General features: G+C 68.4%; 24 protein-coding genes and 1 pseudogene. 11 read left to right on the top strand and 14 right to left on the bottom strand.

All coding sequences use genetic code 11. The features are described from left to right. Window positions 1–143: 143 nt before the first annotated feature. Together AC07VX_RS18820 and AC07VX_RS18825 are read left to right on the top strand one after the other, a co-directional pair. Window positions 144–284 carry a hypothetical protein gene (locus AC07VX_RS18820; protein ID WP_493165983.1) on the top strand — a complete coding sequence of 47 codons (141 nt, stop codon included), beginning with the start codon at window positions 144–146 and terminating at the stop codon, window positions 282–284. Further along, window positions 281–958: a lipid-binding SYLF domain-containing protein gene (locus AC07VX_RS18825; RefSeq protein WP_493165982.1), complete on the top strand. Its 678-nt coding sequence runs from the start codon at window positions 281–283 to the stop codon at window positions 956–958. The genes AC07VX_RS18820 and AC07VX_RS18825 overlap by 4 nt, the downstream gene beginning before the upstream one ends. Here the strand turns inward: AC07VX_RS18825 and AC07VX_RS18830 are convergent. After that, window positions 877–1,755, bottom strand: a complete 879-nt coding sequence (locus AC07VX_RS18830; RefSeq protein WP_493165981.1) for a DUF6920 family protein — start codon at window positions 1,753–1,755, stop codon at window positions 877–879. The genes AC07VX_RS18825 and AC07VX_RS18830 overlap by 82 nt on opposite strands. Window positions 1,756–1,944: 189 nt before the next feature. Between AC07VX_RS18830 and AC07VX_RS18835 the strand changes: the two genes are divergently transcribed. The 3 genes from AC07VX_RS18835 (at window position 1,945) to AC07VX_RS18845 (ending at window position 3,469) form a co-directional block, all read left to right on the top strand. Next, window positions 1,945–2,592: a J domain-containing protein gene (locus AC07VX_RS18835; protein ID WP_493165980.1), complete on the top strand. Its 648-nt coding sequence runs from the start codon at window positions 1,945–1,947 to the stop codon at window positions 2,590–2,592. 225 nt (window positions 2,593–2,817) lie between these two features. Continuing rightward, entirely contained in the window at window positions 2,818–3,228 is a 411-nt protein-coding gene (locus AC07VX_RS18840; protein ID WP_493165979.1) for a PRC-barrel domain-containing protein, read from the top strand. A 58-nt stretch (window positions 3,229–3,286) separates the two neighbouring features. Beyond that, the gene (locus AC07VX_RS18845) at window positions 3,287–3,469 is read left to right on the top strand and encodes a CsbD family protein (RefSeq protein WP_493165978.1); all 183 of its coding nucleotides are present in this window, start codon (window positions 3,287–3,289) and stop codon (window positions 3,467–3,469) included. A gap of 80 nt (window positions 3,470–3,549) precedes the next feature. Here the strand turns inward: AC07VX_RS18845 and AC07VX_RS18850 are convergent, their stop codons facing one another. Further along, window positions 3,550–3,957 carry a hypothetical protein gene (locus tag AC07VX_RS18850; protein WP_493165977.1) on the bottom strand — a complete coding sequence of 136 codons (408 nt, stop codon included), beginning with the start codon at window positions 3,955–3,957 and terminating at the stop codon, window positions 3,550–3,552. A 219-nt stretch (window positions 3,958–4,176) separates the two neighbouring features. Between AC07VX_RS18850 and AC07VX_RS18855 the strand changes: the two genes are divergently transcribed. Together AC07VX_RS18855 and AC07VX_RS18860 are read left to right on the top strand one after the other, a co-directional pair. Then, entirely contained in the window at window positions 4,177–5,013 is an 837-nt protein-coding gene (locus tag AC07VX_RS18855; protein ID WP_493165976.1) for a beta/gamma crystallin-related protein, read from the top strand. 168 nt (window positions 5,014–5,181) lie between these two features. Further along, a complete protein-coding gene (locus AC07VX_RS18860) occupies window positions 5,182–5,487 on the top strand; it encodes a fasciclin domain-containing protein (RefSeq protein WP_493165975.1) in 306 nt (101 codons plus the stop codon). Between the two features lie 66 nt (window positions 5,488–5,553). Here the strand turns inward: AC07VX_RS18860 and AC07VX_RS18865 are convergent, their stop codons facing one another. The 9 genes and pseudogenes from AC07VX_RS18865 to AC07VX_RS18905 form a co-directional block, all read right to left on the bottom strand. After that, window positions 5,554–5,760: a hypothetical protein gene (locus AC07VX_RS18865; protein ID WP_493165974.1), complete on the bottom strand. Its 207-nt coding sequence runs from the start codon at window positions 5,758–5,760 to the stop codon at window positions 5,554–5,556. Window positions 5,761–5,783: 23 nt separating this feature from the next. Continuing rightward, window positions 5,784–6,323 carry a ferritin-like domain-containing protein gene (locus AC07VX_RS18870; protein WP_493165973.1) on the bottom strand — a complete coding sequence of 180 codons (540 nt, stop codon included), beginning with the start codon at window positions 6,321–6,323 and terminating at the stop codon, window positions 5,784–5,786. Continuing rightward, a complete protein-coding gene (locus AC07VX_RS18875; RefSeq protein ID WP_493165972.1) occupies window positions 6,320–7,060 on the bottom strand; it encodes a diguanylate cyclase domain-containing protein in 741 nt (246 codons plus the stop codon). The genes AC07VX_RS18870 and AC07VX_RS18875 overlap by 4 nt, the downstream gene beginning before the upstream one ends. A 33-nt stretch (window positions 7,061–7,093) precedes the next feature. Beyond that, entirely contained in the window at window positions 7,094–7,816 is a 723-nt protein-coding gene (locus AC07VX_RS18880; protein ID WP_493165971.1) for a Crp/Fnr family transcriptional regulator, read from the bottom strand. 56 nt (window positions 7,817–7,872) lie between these two features. Beyond that, complete coding sequence (locus AC07VX_RS18885) at window positions 7,873–8,607, bottom strand: Crp/Fnr family transcriptional regulator (RefSeq protein WP_493165970.1); 735 nt, start codon at window positions 8,605–8,607, stop codon at window positions 7,873–7,875. 104 nt (window positions 8,608–8,711) lie between these two features. Continuing rightward, window positions 8,712–9,458: a S1 family peptidase gene (locus tag AC07VX_RS18890; protein ID WP_493165969.1), complete on the bottom strand. Its 747-nt coding sequence runs from the start codon at window positions 9,456–9,458 to the stop codon at window positions 8,712–8,714. A gap of 261 nt (window positions 9,459–9,719) precedes the next feature. After that, a complete protein-coding gene (locus AC07VX_RS18895) occupies window positions 9,720–9,968 on the bottom strand; it encodes a hypothetical protein (RefSeq protein WP_493165968.1) in 249 nt (82 codons plus the stop codon). A 14-nt stretch (window positions 9,969–9,982) separates the two neighbouring features. Next, window positions 9,983–10,225: a hypothetical protein gene (locus AC07VX_RS18900; RefSeq protein ID WP_493165967.1), complete on the bottom strand. Its 243-nt coding sequence runs from the start codon at window positions 10,223–10,225 to the stop codon at window positions 9,983–9,985. A 214-nt stretch (window positions 10,226–10,439) separates the two neighbouring features. Beyond that, window positions 10,440–10,973: pseudogene (locus tag AC07VX_RS18905) on the bottom strand (DUF1003 domain-containing protein); the annotation flags it as partial. Between the two features lie 185 nt (window positions 10,974–11,158). Here AC07VX_RS18905 and AC07VX_RS18910 point away from each other — a divergent pair. Together AC07VX_RS18910 and AC07VX_RS18915 are read left to right on the top strand one after the other, a co-directional pair. Then, a complete protein-coding gene (locus tag AC07VX_RS18910; RefSeq protein ID WP_493165966.1) occupies window positions 11,159–11,749 on the top strand; it encodes a hypothetical protein in 591 nt (196 codons plus the stop codon). 17 nt (window positions 11,750–11,766) lie between these two features. Beyond that, window positions 11,767–12,408 (top strand): sterol desaturase family protein, encoded by a 642-nt coding sequence (locus tag AC07VX_RS18915; RefSeq protein WP_493165965.1) that lies wholly within the window; start codon window positions 11,767–11,769, stop codon window positions 12,406–12,408. On the opposite strand, the gene AC07VX_RS18920 is transcribed toward AC07VX_RS18915, so the two are convergent. The 3 genes from AC07VX_RS18920 to AC07VX_RS18930 are packed head-to-tail and all read right to left on the bottom strand — an operon-like array spanning window position 12,365 to window position 14,122. After that, window positions 12,365–12,685 (bottom strand): BON domain-containing protein, encoded by a 321-nt coding sequence (locus AC07VX_RS18920; protein WP_493165964.1) that lies wholly within the window; start codon window positions 12,683–12,685, stop codon window positions 12,365–12,367. The genes AC07VX_RS18915 and AC07VX_RS18920 overlap by 44 nt on opposite strands. 55 nt (window positions 12,686–12,740) lie before the next feature. Then, window positions 12,741–13,682, bottom strand: coding sequence for an OmpA family protein (locus AC07VX_RS18925; protein WP_493165963.1), 942 nt, complete (start codon window positions 13,680–13,682; stop codon window positions 12,741–12,743). Between the two features lie 32 nt (window positions 13,683–13,714). Beyond that, window positions 13,715–14,122, bottom strand: a complete 408-nt coding sequence (locus tag AC07VX_RS18930) for a DUF4398 domain-containing protein (RefSeq protein WP_493165962.1) — start codon at window positions 14,120–14,122, stop codon at window positions 13,715–13,717. A gap of 228 nt (window positions 14,123–14,350) precedes the next feature. Here AC07VX_RS18930 and AC07VX_RS18935 point away from each other — a divergent pair, with 228 nt between their 5' ends. Continuing rightward, window positions 14,351–14,515 carry a DUF1328 domain-containing protein gene (locus tag AC07VX_RS18935; RefSeq protein ID WP_493165961.1) on the top strand — a complete coding sequence of 55 codons (165 nt, stop codon included), beginning with the start codon at window positions 14,351–14,353 and terminating at the stop codon, window positions 14,513–14,515. Next, window positions 14,505–14,693: a hypothetical protein gene (locus tag AC07VX_RS18940; protein ID WP_493165960.1), complete on the top strand. Its 189-nt coding sequence runs from the start codon at window positions 14,505–14,507 to the stop codon at window positions 14,691–14,693. Before AC07VX_RS18935 ends, AC07VX_RS18940 begins: the two co-directional genes overlap by 11 nt. The last annotated feature ends 27 nt before the right edge of the window (window positions 14,694–14,720 follow it).

Genomic DNA, 14,720 nt, shown 5'->3' on the forward strand with positions numbered 1-14,720 from the left:
TGTGCGGCAACGTACGCATGACAACGCACCGGGTGTGCGCGGCCGCACAGTCAGAGTCGCAGCTCCGCCCTAAGGTCGGCGCGTCCAGGCCAGCAATTCCTCGATGCCAGGACTTTGACCGGGAGCACCCCATGAAGAAATCGATGAAGACCAAGCGCCCGCCCGCCGCGCCGGCGGGCCACCCCCCAGTTCTGGAGATCAAGCCTGAACTGCCCAGGCCTTCAACCCCCATGCCAGAACGCCACAAGCACGCCGGCCGCAAGGGCCTGAAAGGTTCGCGATGAACAACCAAACCAGCCCCAGTGCGTCCACCCGCGTTCGCATGCGCACCGACGGGCCACCAGTACCCATCCATCGCCGCCGTGACCAGCGACCCGCGCTTGACGAGGGCTTCCTCGCCATGTCTCGTCGCCACCTGCCTTGGTTGTTGATGGCTGCGATGGGCGCCGTCCTGTTTGGCGGCCTGGTGGGGCACGCCCTGGGCGCGACGGCCCAGGACCTGGACAAGGACGCCGGGCAGGCGCTAACGACTCTGTACACGCACAACCCCACGGCCGAGACCATCGCCAAGAAGGCCAAGGCCATTCTCGTCTTCCCCAAGGTCATCAAGGCCGGTCTGGTGTTCGGCGGCGCCTACGGTGAGGGCGTGCTGATGAAGTCCGGCAGGCCGACCGAGTACTACAACACGGTGTCAGCGTCCTGGGGCTTCCAGGCCGGCGCGGAGTCCTACGCCTATGTCGTCTTGCTTATGAGTGACAAGGCCGTGGACTACCTGGCCAAGTCCAGGGGCTGGGAAATCGGCGTCGGGCCGACCGTCGTGGTCGTCAACGAAGGGGTTGCGAAGAACCTGTCCACCAGCACGCTGAAGGACGATGCCTACGCCTTCATCACCGACCAGCAGGGCTTGATGGCGAGCGTCAGCATCGAAGGCACCAAGATCAGTCCGATCAAGCGCTGAACCGGTAGCGGAGCTTGCCAAGGTGGCCGCGCCAATAGATCTGGCGCCCGCCCAGCAGCAGCCAGACCGCCTCGCCGGTCAGCGGGCACGCGCATGCCGTCGCGGCTCGCCCAGTCCTTCCAGCGTCCCTCCCAGGGCGTCATCACCAGGCGACTCCCCACGCCTCGCCCGCGCGCCTCACAGCGCACGGTGTCCACCATGCCGGCGTCGCCGAACCTGAAGCGCAGCGTCACCGACACAGCGCCATCGGCCAGCGTCGCGTCGGCCTGGCTGGCATTCACTGCCGCCCAGCGCACGCCCTGGCTAGGCAGCAACGCCGTCGGGTACCCGGGCGACTCGGCCAGGAAGCGCAACAGCCTGCTCCGCGCCAGTTCCTCTGCGCCCCGCATGTTCGGCATGCTGAGCAGGGCTGGCACCGCGGCACGCAACAGGCCTGTGCCGTTCAGATAGCCGTCACGCAGCCACAGATCCAGCCCTGCGAACAGTGAGACGCGCGCGTTCCACGGCAGCCCCGTTCTACAGGTCGCTACCTGCTGATCCGCCGCGAACGACTGCCAGCGCAAGCCGCAGGCAGGCACGCCGATGCGGCCGCTCTGCGTCAGCCGCAACCCGCTCACCAGCGGCTGGCCCGAGGTCAGCGCCATGCGCAGATAGCGCTGCACGGGTGCCCGCAGATTCTTCAGCTCGGCAGGGTCGAAATGCGTGACCTGCGCCGGACCGGGCTCGGCGTCGAGGCTGCTGGCCAGAGAGCGCGCGCGCCCGCCACCGGCGCCGGCCGCCCACGGCCAGCAGGACAAGCAAGGCGGCCAGGGTGGCAGACAGGGACAGGACGAGGGGCAGCCAGTGCATGAAGGGCGACCAGTTCCATCGGTTTGAAGCCGGGCAGGCTCGCCGCAGCGGCCACAGGGGTCTGTGCGTTGACGAACACAGCCTGCGGCGTGCGGCGGTGCACAGACACCCTTCAACCCGCCCTGCACCCTGGTCCCATGACCGCTCCAACACCATGCGCCGCTGCCTTGGGGGATCGCTGCGCGACCTCAGAAGTGGAACCCTCCGCCACGCGGGCCCCGATCCAATGCGCCAGCCGCGAGCGCTTCGCGACGGCGACCGGACAGTACTTCGCCAATGGCGACGATGAGTACGCCGTCATCCTCATAGCGCTGGCCGACGCCTACGGCGGCGCCACGCGCCGCATCCACTTGCAGATTCCGGCTTTCGACGGCCAGGGCGTGCTCGAGTTCAGCGACCGTCATCTCAACGTGCGCATCCCCAAGGGCGTGCGCGAGGGCCATCATCTGCGCCTGAAAGGACACGGCGTGAACAGTCGTGGCCGCGCATCAGCCGGCGACCTGTACCTGGAGGTGATCTTCATGCCGCACCGGCTCTTCCGGCTGGATACCGCCGACGTCTACCTTGACCTGCCCGTCACAACCCGGGAGGCTGCCCTGGGCGCGACCATCACGGTGCCCACGCCGACGGGCACGGCGCTGCTGACCATCCCGCCCGGCTCGGCGAACCATCGACGGCTGCGGCTCCAAGGCCATGGCCTGCCGGGTTCACCGCCCGGTGACCTGTACGCGGTGCTAGACATCACGCAGCCGCCCGACGACGGCATGCCCGCTCAGCAGAGCTGACGCGCGCTGGCCCTCGCATTTGCCGACTGCCCAGCCGGGCGGGTGACTTGCATCGACGTGGTGCCGGATGCCTGCACGACCGCGTCGAAATCCTGGCAGCCGCTTCGCCCGCTGCGTGGCCCTGCGTACAGACCGCCGCCGGCGTTTCACCTAAGGTCCACCGCATGGCAGCGAGATCATCTCGTGCCGCTCCAGCGTCGCAGAGCGACACATCAAGGATTACGCATGACCACCAGCTACCTCACCCGCGACAGCCCCGGCATGCATGCCAGCAACGGAGCTTGCCCCGGGCCGGCCCTGACGGGCGCCGAGACCCTGCCCAGCAACGACGACCACAACGAAGAGGGCGAAGACCTCGGCGACATCAAGGAGTTCACGATTGACATGCCCACCGGTCGGATCGCCTGCGCGGTCCTGACCTTTGGCGGAATGCTGGGCCTCGGGGACAAGCTCCTCGCGGAGCCCTGGATGGCCTTGACGCTGGACACCACGACCAAGCGATTCACGCGCGACTCGCTCAAGGCGTCGCTGAAGGATGTCCCCGGCTTCGACAAGGCTCACTGGCCGACGATGTCCGACCAGTCCTGGACCGACGGCCTGCACAAGTACTTCCGCCGGCCCGACGCGTCCGAATGATCCGCCCCGCGCGGCCTAGGCCGTGCGGATCCGTTTAATCCAAGTGAAGGAGAACCGCATGAACAAGGACCAGGTCAAGGGCACCCTCAAGGATGCTGCCGGCAAGGTGCAGCAGACCACCGGCAAGCTGATCGGCAGCACCGAGCAGCAACTGCACGGCATCAAGAAGCAGGTCGAGGGGCAGACGCAGAAGGCCGTCGGCGACGTCAAGGAGGCCGTCAAGGACGTCATCAAGAGATAGGCGACAGCCATCTTCCTTGCGGGGTCCCGGTCAGAAACCGGGACCCCGCCTTTTTGTGCTGTCCATTGAAGCGGGCTGGCTCAGCGGCCGGTCACCGGCTTGTCGACAAGGGCCGGCTCCGTCGTGACGAGTTCCCTGTAGATACCACCGCCGGCGACGCTCCCGCTCACCGTGCCGGCTCCCTGCATGCGCGCTGTGCAGGCCTGCCGCAGTTCCGGCGGCAGGACGTCGCATCGCCGGCTCGCGTTGCGCGCGTAATCGGCGGCGCCATCGTCAAGGTCGGCCTTGAGTGCCTGGGCATGGGCCGCATCGGCCTCCCGCAGACAGGTCTGCAGGCTCTGGTGGGATTGGCCGTCCAGGCAGACATCGCGCTCCACGCGGTAGCGCTCCTGCGCCTGCTTCAGCGCTGCCCTGCCGATGGCGCCCGAAGTGCTGGGCAGCAGCGCGAAAGCCAGGGTCAGAGCCAGTGTCGAGATTGTCTTGGTCATGCGGACCCTTCCATTGCGGCGCGGCCAAGGCCTTGCGGTCTCGCTGGCGACTTGATCGCACCCGCAACCGCTTGTAGCGCCGCGGCGCGGGTGCGTCTGTGTGCTGCCGCGCTGTGTACAAGCCGGCCTGCCAGCGCAAGCGGCACCGTGAGTCCGTCAACGCACAGACGGCCCGCCGGTGCGCAGCCAGACTGCAGCACGTTCCAACAGGAGAGCCCTATGCACTCACCACAAACCGCCTGGCTGCGCGGCCATGCCCTGGTCCTGCTCTGGGGCCTGGCGGCCGCTGCGCCTGCGCTGGCGCAGATCACCTTCTACGAGCAGTCCGACTTCGGCGGCCGCTCCATCACGACCAACGGCAACATCAGCAACCTCAGGAGCAGCAGTTTCAACGACCGCGCCTCATCGGCCGTCGTGCGCGGCCAGCGTTGGGAGGTGTGCGTTGATCAGCGCTACGCCGGCCGCTGCCGCGTGCTCCGTCCGGGCCAGTACGCGTCGCTCGAAGCCATGGGGCTGGACGACCAGATCTCCTCAGTTCGCGTGGTTGCGGGCGATACCCGTGACGACGAGCTGAGCTACGCGCCCTACCCCAACGTACCGGGTGACTACCGCCGTCGGGATCACGAACGCCTCTACCAGGCGCCCGTCAGCGACGTGCGCGCGGTCTACGGCGACGCCGGACAGCCACGATGCTGGACGGAGCATCAGCAGGTCAACGAAGGCAGCCGCAGCGAAGGCAGCATGCCAGGCATCGTCATCGGCGCCGTCATCGGCGGCATCCTGGGCCACCAGGTGGGCGGCGGCACGGGGCGCGCGCTGGCAACGGCCGGTGGTGCGGTAGCCGGTGGCATGGTGGGCAACAGCATCGGGCGCAACAGCAACGGGGAGTCGGTCGTGACCCGCGATGTGCAGCGCTGCGATGATCGGCCCGCGAGCCAGACCCCGGCCTACTGGGATGTGACCTACGACTTCCGAGGCCGGCAGCATCATGTGCAGCTCGCCAGGCCTCCCGGCGCGACCGTGACGGTCAATGCGCAAGGTGAACCGCGCGCCTGACCGCTGCCTTCAAGGACGCCATGACCACCGCCACGGCCACGGCGGCCTTGGGGCCTGCAGCCCCGCACGAGACTCTGCTTATACCGACCGACCGGTCGGGCCGCATCAAGTACCTGATGGCGGCCTTCAAGGCCGCGGGTCGGGCCAACATGCTCGGCGGTGCATGGAATGCACCGTGTCAGCGCCCAACGACAAGGCGTTCGACAAGCTCGCCAGGAGCGAGTGGGCCTACCTGTTCAAGCGCGAAAGCAAGGCGACACTAGCCGCGCTCCTGAAGCTCCATCTGGCTCGGCCACGTGTCCGCCGCCGCAGGCGAGCAGCCCATGCTGCTGGCGACGCTGCAGGGCGCGGAGCCTGGGCACGGTGCGGGCGTATCTGGGCGTGAACAAGGCCCGTGTTGTCGAACCTGACATCCAGGCCACCAACGGCGTGATCCACGTGATCGACACCGTTCTGATACCGACCCCACCCTGACCTGCGATCCCTCGCACCCTTGCGGGTGTCGATGCAGGCAGCGCGCAACGACGCCGCGCATCTGATTCAGCGCTTGGCGTGCTTGCTCGCCACTGCCAGCGCCGGCGGACCGCCGTCTTCGTCGGGCAGCGCGGGGCGCCCGGCGCCTACCTTGCCGGGCGGCGGAGATCCTTCGGCCGTGAAGTCGGTCTCCTGCTGCTCTTTGGCAGGTATGCGGGCCGGCCCCAAGCGATGGGGGCGGCGTTGTTCGGCTCTGGTGTCGCGCAGCTTCATGAGGGACTCCTGGGGGTCGAGGCTCAATTCGAAAGCCATACCTGCAACTCGCCGGATTGCCGCTGCTCGTCGGACAGCAGGTCTTCCAGCAAGCGACTTGTGCTGGGGTCGCGGTCACCGACCAGGCGCTCCAACTGGCTGTAGATCTTGATGGCGACTCGCTCGGCGGCCAGGTTGGCCCAGCTCATGGTCACCAACGCCGGAGGGCCGTCATAGCCCGCATGGCTGCGCTGCGCGAGTGTGCCGGGATCAAGGTCAGGCTGCCCGCCCTGCTGCACGATGCGCCTGGCGAGGCGGTCAGCGTGCACAGACTCCTCCGCCTCGCGAATCGCGAACGCCTCGGCGACGCGCGGTGACGCCAGGCCGCGGGCAGTGAAATGATGGCGCTCTTGGCACAGCGCGCAGACCAGTTCGGTGGCCGGCGCCCCGTTCAACGGCACCTCCAGAGCCTGCCGCCAGCCGTTGAAGCCCGCTGACGGTCCGCGGCGTGTGGCATCCATCGCATCGGTGTCGATTTCCATCTGGCGGGCGACGGGTCGAACCGGTTCGAACAACGCAGTCATCCAGCCTCTCCAGGCGGTGGCGAGTTGTCATCAGGCCCTGCCGCAGATGGGATCTGCGCGCTCTCGAACCGCGCCGGCACGGGCTGCAGGGCATGGTTCCTGCGATGCCACTTGGCGCGGTACATCGCGGCATCCGCGCTGGCCAGCAACGTGTCGACGCAGGCGCCGTCACCGGGGCTGATCGCCAGGCCCAAGCTGGCCTGCAGGCTCATGCGCCGGCCGGCCACCTGCATGGACGAAGCGATGGAGGCGCTGAGCTTGTCCGTCAGCGCCAGCAGGTTGGCGGGCGTGCCAGCGTTCTGCAGCAGACAGGCAAATTCGTCGCCGCCGAGGCGGCTCACCACATCGCCGTTGCGTAGCGCATGGACCATGCGGGCCGCGATGATGCGCAGCACCTCATCGCCTGCGGCATGGCCGTGATGGTCGTTGACGAGCTTGAAGCCGTCCAGGTCCAGCATCACGACCGCGACGGGTGCTCCGCAGGCCAGTGCCTGCCGGACCCGCCCGCGGAAGGCAGCGCGATTGGGCAGGCCCGTCAGGTCGTCATGCTCGGCGCGGTGCAGGTGGCGGCGCTCGCGCAGCTGGCCATCTCGCAACTGCATTTCCAGCTGCTGGCAGCGCTGCTGTGCCACGGCCAGCTGCAGCAGCGCCTCACGCTGTTGGCGGTGCAGGTCGAGGTCTCGCTTCGCCAGGCTGTTGCCTGTCAGTGCTGCGGTTTGAGCCTGGGCTTGGACCATGGGATGAGATTGATGGGTCACTTGACACCCCCGTCAGTGCGCTGGAGCAAGGAGGGCAGCATCCGTTGCAAAGCTCATCCCCAGGGAGTAGCTCGCCCGCTCCTGCGCATAGCAGCAGCAGGCAGCCGCCTCCAGGCCGGTGCGGTCACTGACGGTGATCCAGCCGCGGTGGTAGCGGATCAGGCCGGCCTCCTGCAGTCCACCCGCCGCCACCGTGACGCCGACACGCCGCACACCCAGCAGATGAGCCAGCCCCTCCTGCGTGACGGAAAAGCCCTCGCCAGCCGCGCGATCCTGGCCCATCAGCAGCCAGCGCGCCAGCCGCGCTTGCAGCGCGTGAAAGTGCAGACAGGCCGCGGCAGTGGCGGAGTTGCGCAGCTGCACCAGCAAGTAGCGCGTCAGCATCCGGCGCAGGCCGGGACTGCCAGGCAGCTGGCGACGCAGCACGGCGGCTGGCAGGCCCCAGGCCTGGCCCTCTTCCTGCACCATCGCGCTGACCGGGCTTGCAGGCAGGCCCAGCAGCAACTGCGCGCCCAGCACTCCCTCGCGGCCCACCATGCCCACCTGTAAGGGCGGGTGGGCATCCAGCGGCGCGACCAGCGACATGAAGCCCCGCAACGGAAAGAGCAGCACACGCGCCGGTACATCCTGGGTGGCCAGCTGCTGCCCACTGCGAAGAGGTACCTGCGACCCCAGGGCGAGCAGGCGTCGCAACTCAGCGGCAGGCAGATGATCCAGCAGTTGGTTGGCAGTCATGCCCCAGTCTGGGCGCGACCGGCCCGGCCCCGCTGTGCGCCAGCGCACCCTGCCCGTCAGCGGGCAACTGGCAGGGGCTGGTTGAGCAGGCGGTCGTACTCCAGCTTGACAACGCCGTAGCACTCGCAGCTGCGCTTCTCGAGACCGGGGCGGTCTATGACGGTGATGTGGCCACGGGCGTAGTCAATCAGCCCGAGCTTCTGCAGCTTCAACGCTGCTTCCGTAACACCTTCGCGTCGCACGCCCAGCATGTTGGCGATGAGCTCCTGCGTCATCACCAGCTCGTCGCCGGAGATGCGGTCCAGGCTCAACAGCAGCCAGCGGCACAGCTGCTGCTCCAGCAGGTGGTGCCGGTTGCAGACGGCCGTCTGCGCCATCTGCGTGAGCAGCGCCTGGGTGTAGCGCAGCAGCAGGTGCATGCAGACGCCGTAGCGGCCGAACTCGGCTTTGATGGCCGCGGCGCGCAGCCGGTGGCAGCCACCGGCACTCTGCACGACGGCGCGGCTGGGCGTGGTCTCGCCGCCCATGAAAAGCGACACACCGACGATTCCTTCGTAGCCCACCACCGCGATCTCTGCCGACGCACCGTCCTCCATCACATAGAGCAGGGACACGATGGCCGTGGTGGGAAAATACACATGGCTCTGAGGCCGGCCAGATTCGTACAACACCTGGCCCAGCTGCAGCGGCACGAACTCGAGCTGACCGGCAAGGCGGGCCCATTCCTCTTCCGACAACGCAGCCAGCAACCGGTTGCTGAGCGGATTCAGTGCATCAGGCGGAGCAGGCATCCAGCCTCCCGTGCTGTTGCATTGTCCAGGCTCCGACTCTAGCCAGCCCGTCGTGGCTTGTGTGTGCCATAACGAACACAGTCGCTGTTTCGGGTGTCATGGGCCTACTGAGTCAGCGCGAGCAGCACGTCCGAATACCAGGCCAGGTTCAGGCTTGGCGAGGCCTCATGCCCGTTGCCGCGCTCTCCCGGGTCCATGCGCGAGCCATGCACGCCCAGCAGCTGCCAGGGAAGGCTGGAGTCGCCGTCGGGATCGTGGCGCACAACCGGTGCGCCGCTGCTGCCGCGCTGCATGGGTGCGTCTGTCAAGAAGCAGCCCCGGCCCTGGAAGCGCACGCCAAATGCCGAGGCCACCACGGCGCCCCGCGCCACCGGAAGGTGGTGCAGATTGTCATGCCCCCCCAGAGGGAAGCCCACCAGCAGCAGCGGCTGGCCCAGGCGCACTGCGTGCACCTGCACCTGGATATGGCGGATCGTGAAGGCACAGAACTGCGCGTGCCGCGGCATGGCCATGCCCGGAATCTCCAGCGCCGCCACATCCACATCGCCGCCACTGTCACCAACCTGGCGCCAAAGCGGCAATCCGTTGTCGTAAAGCGGTAGCGATACGCGGTGCCGCTCTGCCAGGTCCACACCGGCGGCGTGCAGGGTGAACTCGATGCGTTGCGGCCGGTGGTCGGCGGCGAGATCCAGCAGCACGTGGCGGCTGGTGACGAGGAAGAGGCGCGCGCACCTCTGGAAGAAGAAGCCGCTGGCGGCCATCAAGGCCTGAGGGCCGATGAACGTGGCCACCTGGGTGCAGCTCAGCAGCAGGGGTTCCACTCCGGGTGCGCGCGGCTGAACGGCATGCATGGGCTCACTCCCGTAAAGGCACAGATGCTGACGGCGCCGGGCTGCGCCAACCGTGCGCTAGCGCACCAACCACGGCCCAAAGACCCGTGTGACCGGCGTCAGTGGCAGCGAGCCTGGCAGGCGAACCTACACCGGCAACACGCCTGCGGCAGCCTCCCCTGCCACGGCCAGCAGCAGGTGCCGACGCACCGCGGCACGAGATGCCGTGCGGCCTCGGCACAGGCCGGCCGCCCTGGGAAAGCAGCCAGGTGGTGGCCGCCGTCACGGCGCCGCGTCGGTGCTGTGGACCAAGTCCAGGTCGGCCGACAGCTGACGGCGCAGGCCGGCCCACCGCAGCACCGCCTGACCGGCCAGCACGACGCTGGCCAGCAGCGCGCCAGCCGCAAGCATCCGCAATCGGGTGCGGCGCAGCCAATCCGCGCTCAGCATCTCGCCATAGGCCCAGGCCTGTTCTGCCAGTAGCTCAGGCTGGGCCGGCAGCGGCCAGAACAGGCGACGGGCGCTTGCCACCGCAGGCAGCCCAGTCAGCGGCCCAGCGCGCGCAGGAGCAGCGCCAGCACCATTCCGGCGCCCGTGGCGATCAACACCGAGCGCAGCGGATGGGCGCGGATGTGCCCGGCCGTGCCATCTCGCCAGACCTCGGCCTGGCCACGCCAATGCTTGACGCTACGCTGCGTCAGATCGCCGGCCTTGGCCACGAGCTGACCCACCGCATCTCCGCCCTGGGTCGCGGCGTTATGCAGTGCCTCGGCCGCGAATTCGGTCACGGGGGGTCGGGGGCGCGGTCGGGTCAGTGCGATTCATGGCGAGTCCTTGCTAAAAGCTTGTCGGGCGCCGCCGGCCGCGACTGCTGCGGGGCGAACCGGGCACGGTCTCCCGTTCCTGGTCCGCGGGACCGGCGGCAGCACCATCCTGCAAGACCGACGCCGATGGCGTCGGTACGCTGGCGTACCCTGTCGGCAGGCCGGCCGCCAGAACAGCCAGCAACCGCATCTGCTCGGCCTGCATGGCCAGCAATTCCGCCCATTGCTGCTCGCGCAGCTGGTCCAGCTTGTCGTGCAACAGCATGATCTCCAGCTCGGCCTTGAGGTTGATCTCGTAGTCATGCCCGGCCGTGAGGCGGTCCTTCTGGGACTGTCGGTTCTGCGACATGAGGATGATGGGTGCCTGCACCGCGGCCAGCATGGACAGAAAGAGATTCAGCAGGATGAACGGGTAAGGGTCGAAGGCCTGGCCCCAGCGACCCAGCAGCAGCACGTTCAAGGCCACCCACACCAGCATCACGGTGGCAAACAGCCCGACAAAGAACCACGAGCCGCCGAAGGCCGTGACGGCGTCGGCGGCGCGCTGGCCACGGGTAGGTGGTGCGGCCGAAGCGGCCTCGGGATGTCGTGTGATCGGCTGGTGCAGGCCGATGTGCCGGGCCACACGCTGCGCCTGGGCGTCGAGCTCGGCAAACGGCCGACCCAGCAGTGCTGCGGCCTGCGCGTCGTGGACGTCATCGAAGGTAGGCATGGCGCACGGGAGAGGCGGATTGGGAAATTCGAGTCTGGCCCGGCCCGCGCAAGTTCACCGTCTGCTGGCGCACACAGCGTGGACGCGCTGGGTGCGCTGTCGAACCGACTGGACGACGCACCACCCTCAGGCTGGGCACCCGTCCCGGAGCGCCGGCGCGAGCGACTTACTCCAAAGGAAACACCATGAACACCCGCCTCCCGAATCCGTCCCGCACCATCCTGTTCACCCCCCGGCTGGCCATGGCCTGCCTGCTCACCGCGCTGTGTGCCAGCCCCGCCCTGGCCGCCAGCCTGACGAGCGTGGACGAATTCAACGCCGGCAAGGCGCGCGCCGAGGCCACGCTGCTGACTGACCGGGCCGCATGCGACAAGCTCGCGGGCACACCGCGCGACATCTGCCGCGAGCAGGCCCGCGGCAAGGAACTGGTAGCCAAGGCCGAGCTGGATCTGGCCCACACCGGCACCCGCAAGTCGCAGGACAACGTCACCTCCATCAAGCTGGACACCGCCTACGAGCTCGCCCGCACGCAGTGCAACGACAGGTCTGGCAGCGCCAAGACCATATGCACCAAGCAAGCCCATGCCGTGCGCGCCAAGGGCCAGGCCGACCTGAAGATGAACCAGCGTGTCACCGACGCCAAGCTCGACGCCGCCAGGGACCGGCGCGAGGCCGACTACAAGCTGGCCGCCGAGCAGTGCGGCGCGATGACCCCTGACGCGCGCGCCAGTTGCCTGGCCAGCGCCAAGGCCAAGGCCAAGGCCGGCAGGATCTGAACCGCGCCGCGATTCCCATGCGCTGGTTGGCCTTCGAACACAGTCCTGGCGCCTACCGCGCCGATTTCTACCTCTACGGCGCGGTCGACCTGGCCCTCGGTGCCGCTTTGCTGCTGGCAGCCCCGGCCAGCCTGGGTCTGGCGGGCTGGGCCGCAGCCGGCGTCCTGGGCTGGAGCTTGCTCGAATACCTGTTGCACCGCTTCGTGCTGCACGGCATGCCGCTGTTCAGGCGCTGGCACGCCGAGCACCATCGCCGCCCGGGTGCGCTGATTGCAGCACCCACAGCGCTGTCGGCCGCGCTCTTCGCCACGCTGCTGCTGCCTGCCATCTGGTGGCTGGGGGTCTGGCCGGCTGCAGCGCTAAGCTTCGGAATGCTCGGCGGCTACATCGCCTACGGGCTGACCCACCACGCCATCCACCAGCCAACGGCCGCCAGGCCCTCGCGCATCGGCGGACGCTGGCTGCGGCGCCGGCGCCAGTGGCATGGTCTGCACCACCGGCCCGCGCGCCTAACGCCAGACAGCCCACCGCCGATGTCGAGGGTGGGCTACTACGGTGTCAGCAGCACATTCTGGGACCGCGTCTTCGGCACCGACCGACCGCGTGCCCAGGATGTCACTTCATCCGCATGTCATTCGCCACCCCGCTCACGCCCTTGACGTTGCGGGCCACCATCACGGCCGTCGCCATCTCCGGCTTGGAAGACACAAAGCCGCTGAGCTGCACACGGCCCTTGAAGGTCTCGACGTTGATCTCGGCGGACTTGAGCGTGGGCTCGCCCAGGATGGCGGCCTTGACCTTGGCGGTGATGACGGTGTCGTCCACGTACTCGCCCGAACCCTCCTGGGTCCGGGTGGCGGCGCAAGCGCCGAGAAGCGCGAGCGCCGCGCCAGCGGCCAGCAGGCGCGCGGAATTCTTGAGGTTCAAAGTGTTCATGCCAACTCCTGTTCAATAGGGGCCGGCGCGGCACGGGAGCGGCCGCGCCAGCGGTTCACTTCCGCACCAGATCAGCCGCCTGGCTGGCGAAGACGACCTCGACACGGCGGTTCATCTGCCGACCGGCCGTGGTGTCGTTGCCGGCGACGGGGCGCTCTTCGCCGAAGGCCTGCGTGCTGAGCTGGCTGCCGGGCACGCCGAGCTGCACGAGGGCCGCCATCACCGAGTGCGCGCGGCGGTCCGACAGGGCCTGGTTGGATGTCGTGCTACCGGTGCTGTCCGTGTAACCTTCAATGGACGCACGCCTTTCGGGGTTGTGCTTCATGAAGACCGCCAGTTGGTCCATGCTGCGCTGACCTTCGGGGCGCAAGCGCGAGGCGCCGGTGTCGAACAGCAGGTCCCCCAGCGTGACGACGAGGCCGCGCTCAGTCTGCCGGGCGTTCAGCTCACGCAACTGGGCCTCGAGGGCACCGACCTTGGCGTCGCTTCGCTCCACCCGGTCACGCTCGGACTGGGTGTTGGCCTCGGACTGGGCCAGTTGCACCGTCTTGACCGCCGAGGCCTGCTCGGCGGCGGACTTCTGCGCCTGCGCCACGTCGGCTTCGCGGGTACGCATTTCCAGACGCATGCGGTCACGCTCGGCAGCCGCTCCGGTGACGATGGCCTGAGCGTTCCGGCTGGCAGCCGTGTCCTCGGCAATGCTTACGTGCTGAAGCGCCAGGTAGGACAGGTGGTCGACCTGGGTCACGCTGTCACCGTTGACCAGGGCCTGGTCGGCGCGGCGCAACGATTCACGGGCGCGCGCCAGTTCGTCTGAGGCCACGGCCACCGTCGTGGGCTGGGCCTGCGCGGCATTGAGCCGGGCGCGCGCCTGCTCCAGCGCGGCATTCTGGGTCGGCATGGAGGAGCACGCCGCCAGCAGCACCAGACAGGTGGCCGCGGCGGAGCCGGCAAGCGCGGGGTGGGTCGAGACAAATCGGGAAGGTCGTAAGTTCATGGCATGTCTTTCAAAGCTTGGGGGTGGTCCGCTCAACGGACCGTCTTGCGTTGGATCTCTTCGGCCAGCGCCCGGGCCGCGTCCTGCGACTCCTTCGCGGCCCTGCGCGATCGCACGCTGTCCGCATGCAACTCGGCGACACGGGCGTCGACCCCGGCCTGCTCGGAAAGCGCACGTGCGCGGTCCAAGTCCCCCGCGGACACGGCGGCCCGCGCGGCTGCCAGCTTGTCGGTAGCCAAGCGCAGTTCGGCAGGTGCGTCACTGGCAGTGGCCGGCGTACTGGCACGCTGCACGGCGGCCTCCGCTACGGCGAGCTCTGGGGGCGGCTTGGTCGGCGCAGCGCAGGCCCCGAGCAGCAGGGCGGCGATGGCAGCCACGGGAGCCCATGCCGAAGAGCGGAAAACGCCAGGCAGGGGAAGGGTGCAAAGGGTTGGATTCATGAATGCTCCTCGGGTCAGGCCGCGGGTTGCGGCGCCACGTCGGCGGATGCCGGCGACCCAGTGCCCTGCCGAGGACTGACCCCGCCGCAGCGCGCTGTGCCACCGACTCTGGGGGACCGTGTCCGCCCTGTCTGTCCGCCAGCGCACGCTGCCAACGTCTGCTGCCGCACAGACGACGGACGTTGCCGCTCCTCAGCATCGGCCTTCAGCCATTCCAACGAGCGCACCATGCTGCATTACGCATTGATCTTTCTCGTCCTGGCCATGGTGACCGCGCTGTTCAGCCTTGGCGGCCTGGCCGCTGGCGCCGTTGGCCTGGCCCATCTGATGGCCATGCTCTTCATCGTGCTGGCCGTGGCAGGCCTGATCGTGGGGATGCTGCGTGGCCGTTGATCCGCACACCGTCGACGATGCACTGAGGGGCCACTGTGTCGACTGCGCGGCCGCTCGCGGCCGTTGGCATGGTGCCGCCGGCACGTTTCAGACGATGCATGCGGTCCTTCGACCGCGCCTGATGTCCACGCTGACGGCATTGCTGCTGCTCATCGCGGGCGCGCTGTGGTTCGCCTGAGGCGCTGCTGGCCGCTCTGGCGGCGGT

This window comes from Roseateles sp. GW821-FHT03B02 (assembly GCF_059421025.1).

Excerpts from the sequence above, each read along its gene's own strand:
- AC07VX_RS18820 (WP_493165983.1), top strand. The coding sequence starts at position 144 with ATGAAGACCAAGCGCCCGCCCGCCGCGCCGGCGGGCCACCCCCCAGTT.
- AC07VX_RS18825 (WP_493165982.1), top strand. The coding sequence starts at position 281 with ATGAACAACCAAACCAGCCCCAGTGCGTCCACCCGCGTTCGCATGCGC.
- AC07VX_RS18835 (WP_493165980.1), top strand. The coding sequence starts at position 1,945 with ATGACCGCTCCAACACCATGCGCCGCTGCCTTGGGGGATCGCTGCGCG.
- AC07VX_RS18840 (WP_493165979.1), top strand. The coding sequence starts at position 2,818 with ATGACCACCAGCTACCTCACCCGCGACAGCCCCGGCATGCATGCCAGC.
- AC07VX_RS18845 (WP_493165978.1), top strand. The coding sequence starts at position 3,287 with ATGAACAAGGACCAGGTCAAGGGCACCCTCAAGGATGCTGCCGGCAAG.
- AC07VX_RS18850 (WP_493165977.1), bottom strand. The coding sequence starts at position 3,957 with ATGACCAAGACAATCTCGACACTGGCTCTGACCCTGGCTTTCGCGCTG.
- AC07VX_RS18855 (WP_493165976.1), top strand. The coding sequence starts at position 4,177 with ATGCACTCACCACAAACCGCCTGGCTGCGCGGCCATGCCCTGGTCCTG.
- AC07VX_RS18860 (WP_493165975.1), top strand. The coding sequence starts at position 5,182 with ATGCACCGTGTCAGCGCCCAACGACAAGGCGTTCGACAAGCTCGCCAG.
- AC07VX_RS18865 (WP_493165974.1), bottom strand. The coding sequence starts at position 5,760 with ATGAAGCTGCGCGACACCAGAGCCGAACAACGCCGCCCCCATCGCTTG.
- AC07VX_RS18870 (WP_493165973.1), bottom strand. The coding sequence starts at position 6,323 with ATGACTGCGTTGTTCGAACCGGTTCGACCCGTCGCCCGCCAGATGGAA.
- AC07VX_RS18875 (WP_493165972.1), bottom strand. The coding sequence starts at position 7,060 with ATGGTCCAAGCCCAGGCTCAAACCGCAGCACTGACAGGCAACAGCCTG.
- AC07VX_RS18880 (WP_493165971.1), bottom strand. The coding sequence starts at position 7,816 with ATGACTGCCAACCAACTGCTGGATCATCTGCCTGCCGCTGAGTTGCGA.
- AC07VX_RS18885 (WP_493165970.1), bottom strand. The coding sequence starts at position 8,607 with ATGCCTGCTCCGCCTGATGCACTGAATCCGCTCAGCAACCGGTTGCTG.
- AC07VX_RS18890 (WP_493165969.1), bottom strand. The coding sequence starts at position 9,458 with ATGCATGCCGTTCAGCCGCGCGCACCCGGAGTGGAACCCCTGCTGCTG.
- AC07VX_RS18910 (WP_493165966.1), top strand. The coding sequence starts at position 11,159 with ATGAACACCCGCCTCCCGAATCCGTCCCGCACCATCCTGTTCACCCCC.
- AC07VX_RS18915 (WP_493165965.1), top strand. The coding sequence starts at position 11,767 with ATGCGCTGGTTGGCCTTCGAACACAGTCCTGGCGCCTACCGCGCCGAT.
- AC07VX_RS18920 (WP_493165964.1), bottom strand. The coding sequence starts at position 12,685 with ATGAACACTTTGAACCTCAAGAATTCCGCGCGCCTGCTGGCCGCTGGC.
- AC07VX_RS18925 (WP_493165963.1), bottom strand. The coding sequence starts at position 13,682 with ATGAACTTACGACCTTCCCGATTTGTCTCGACCCACCCCGCGCTTGCC.
- AC07VX_RS18930 (WP_493165962.1), bottom strand. The coding sequence starts at position 14,122 with ATGAATCCAACCCTTTGCACCCTTCCCCTGCCTGGCGTTTTCCGCTCT.
- AC07VX_RS18935 (WP_493165961.1), top strand. The coding sequence starts at position 14,351 with ATGCTGCATTACGCATTGATCTTTCTCGTCCTGGCCATGGTGACCGCG.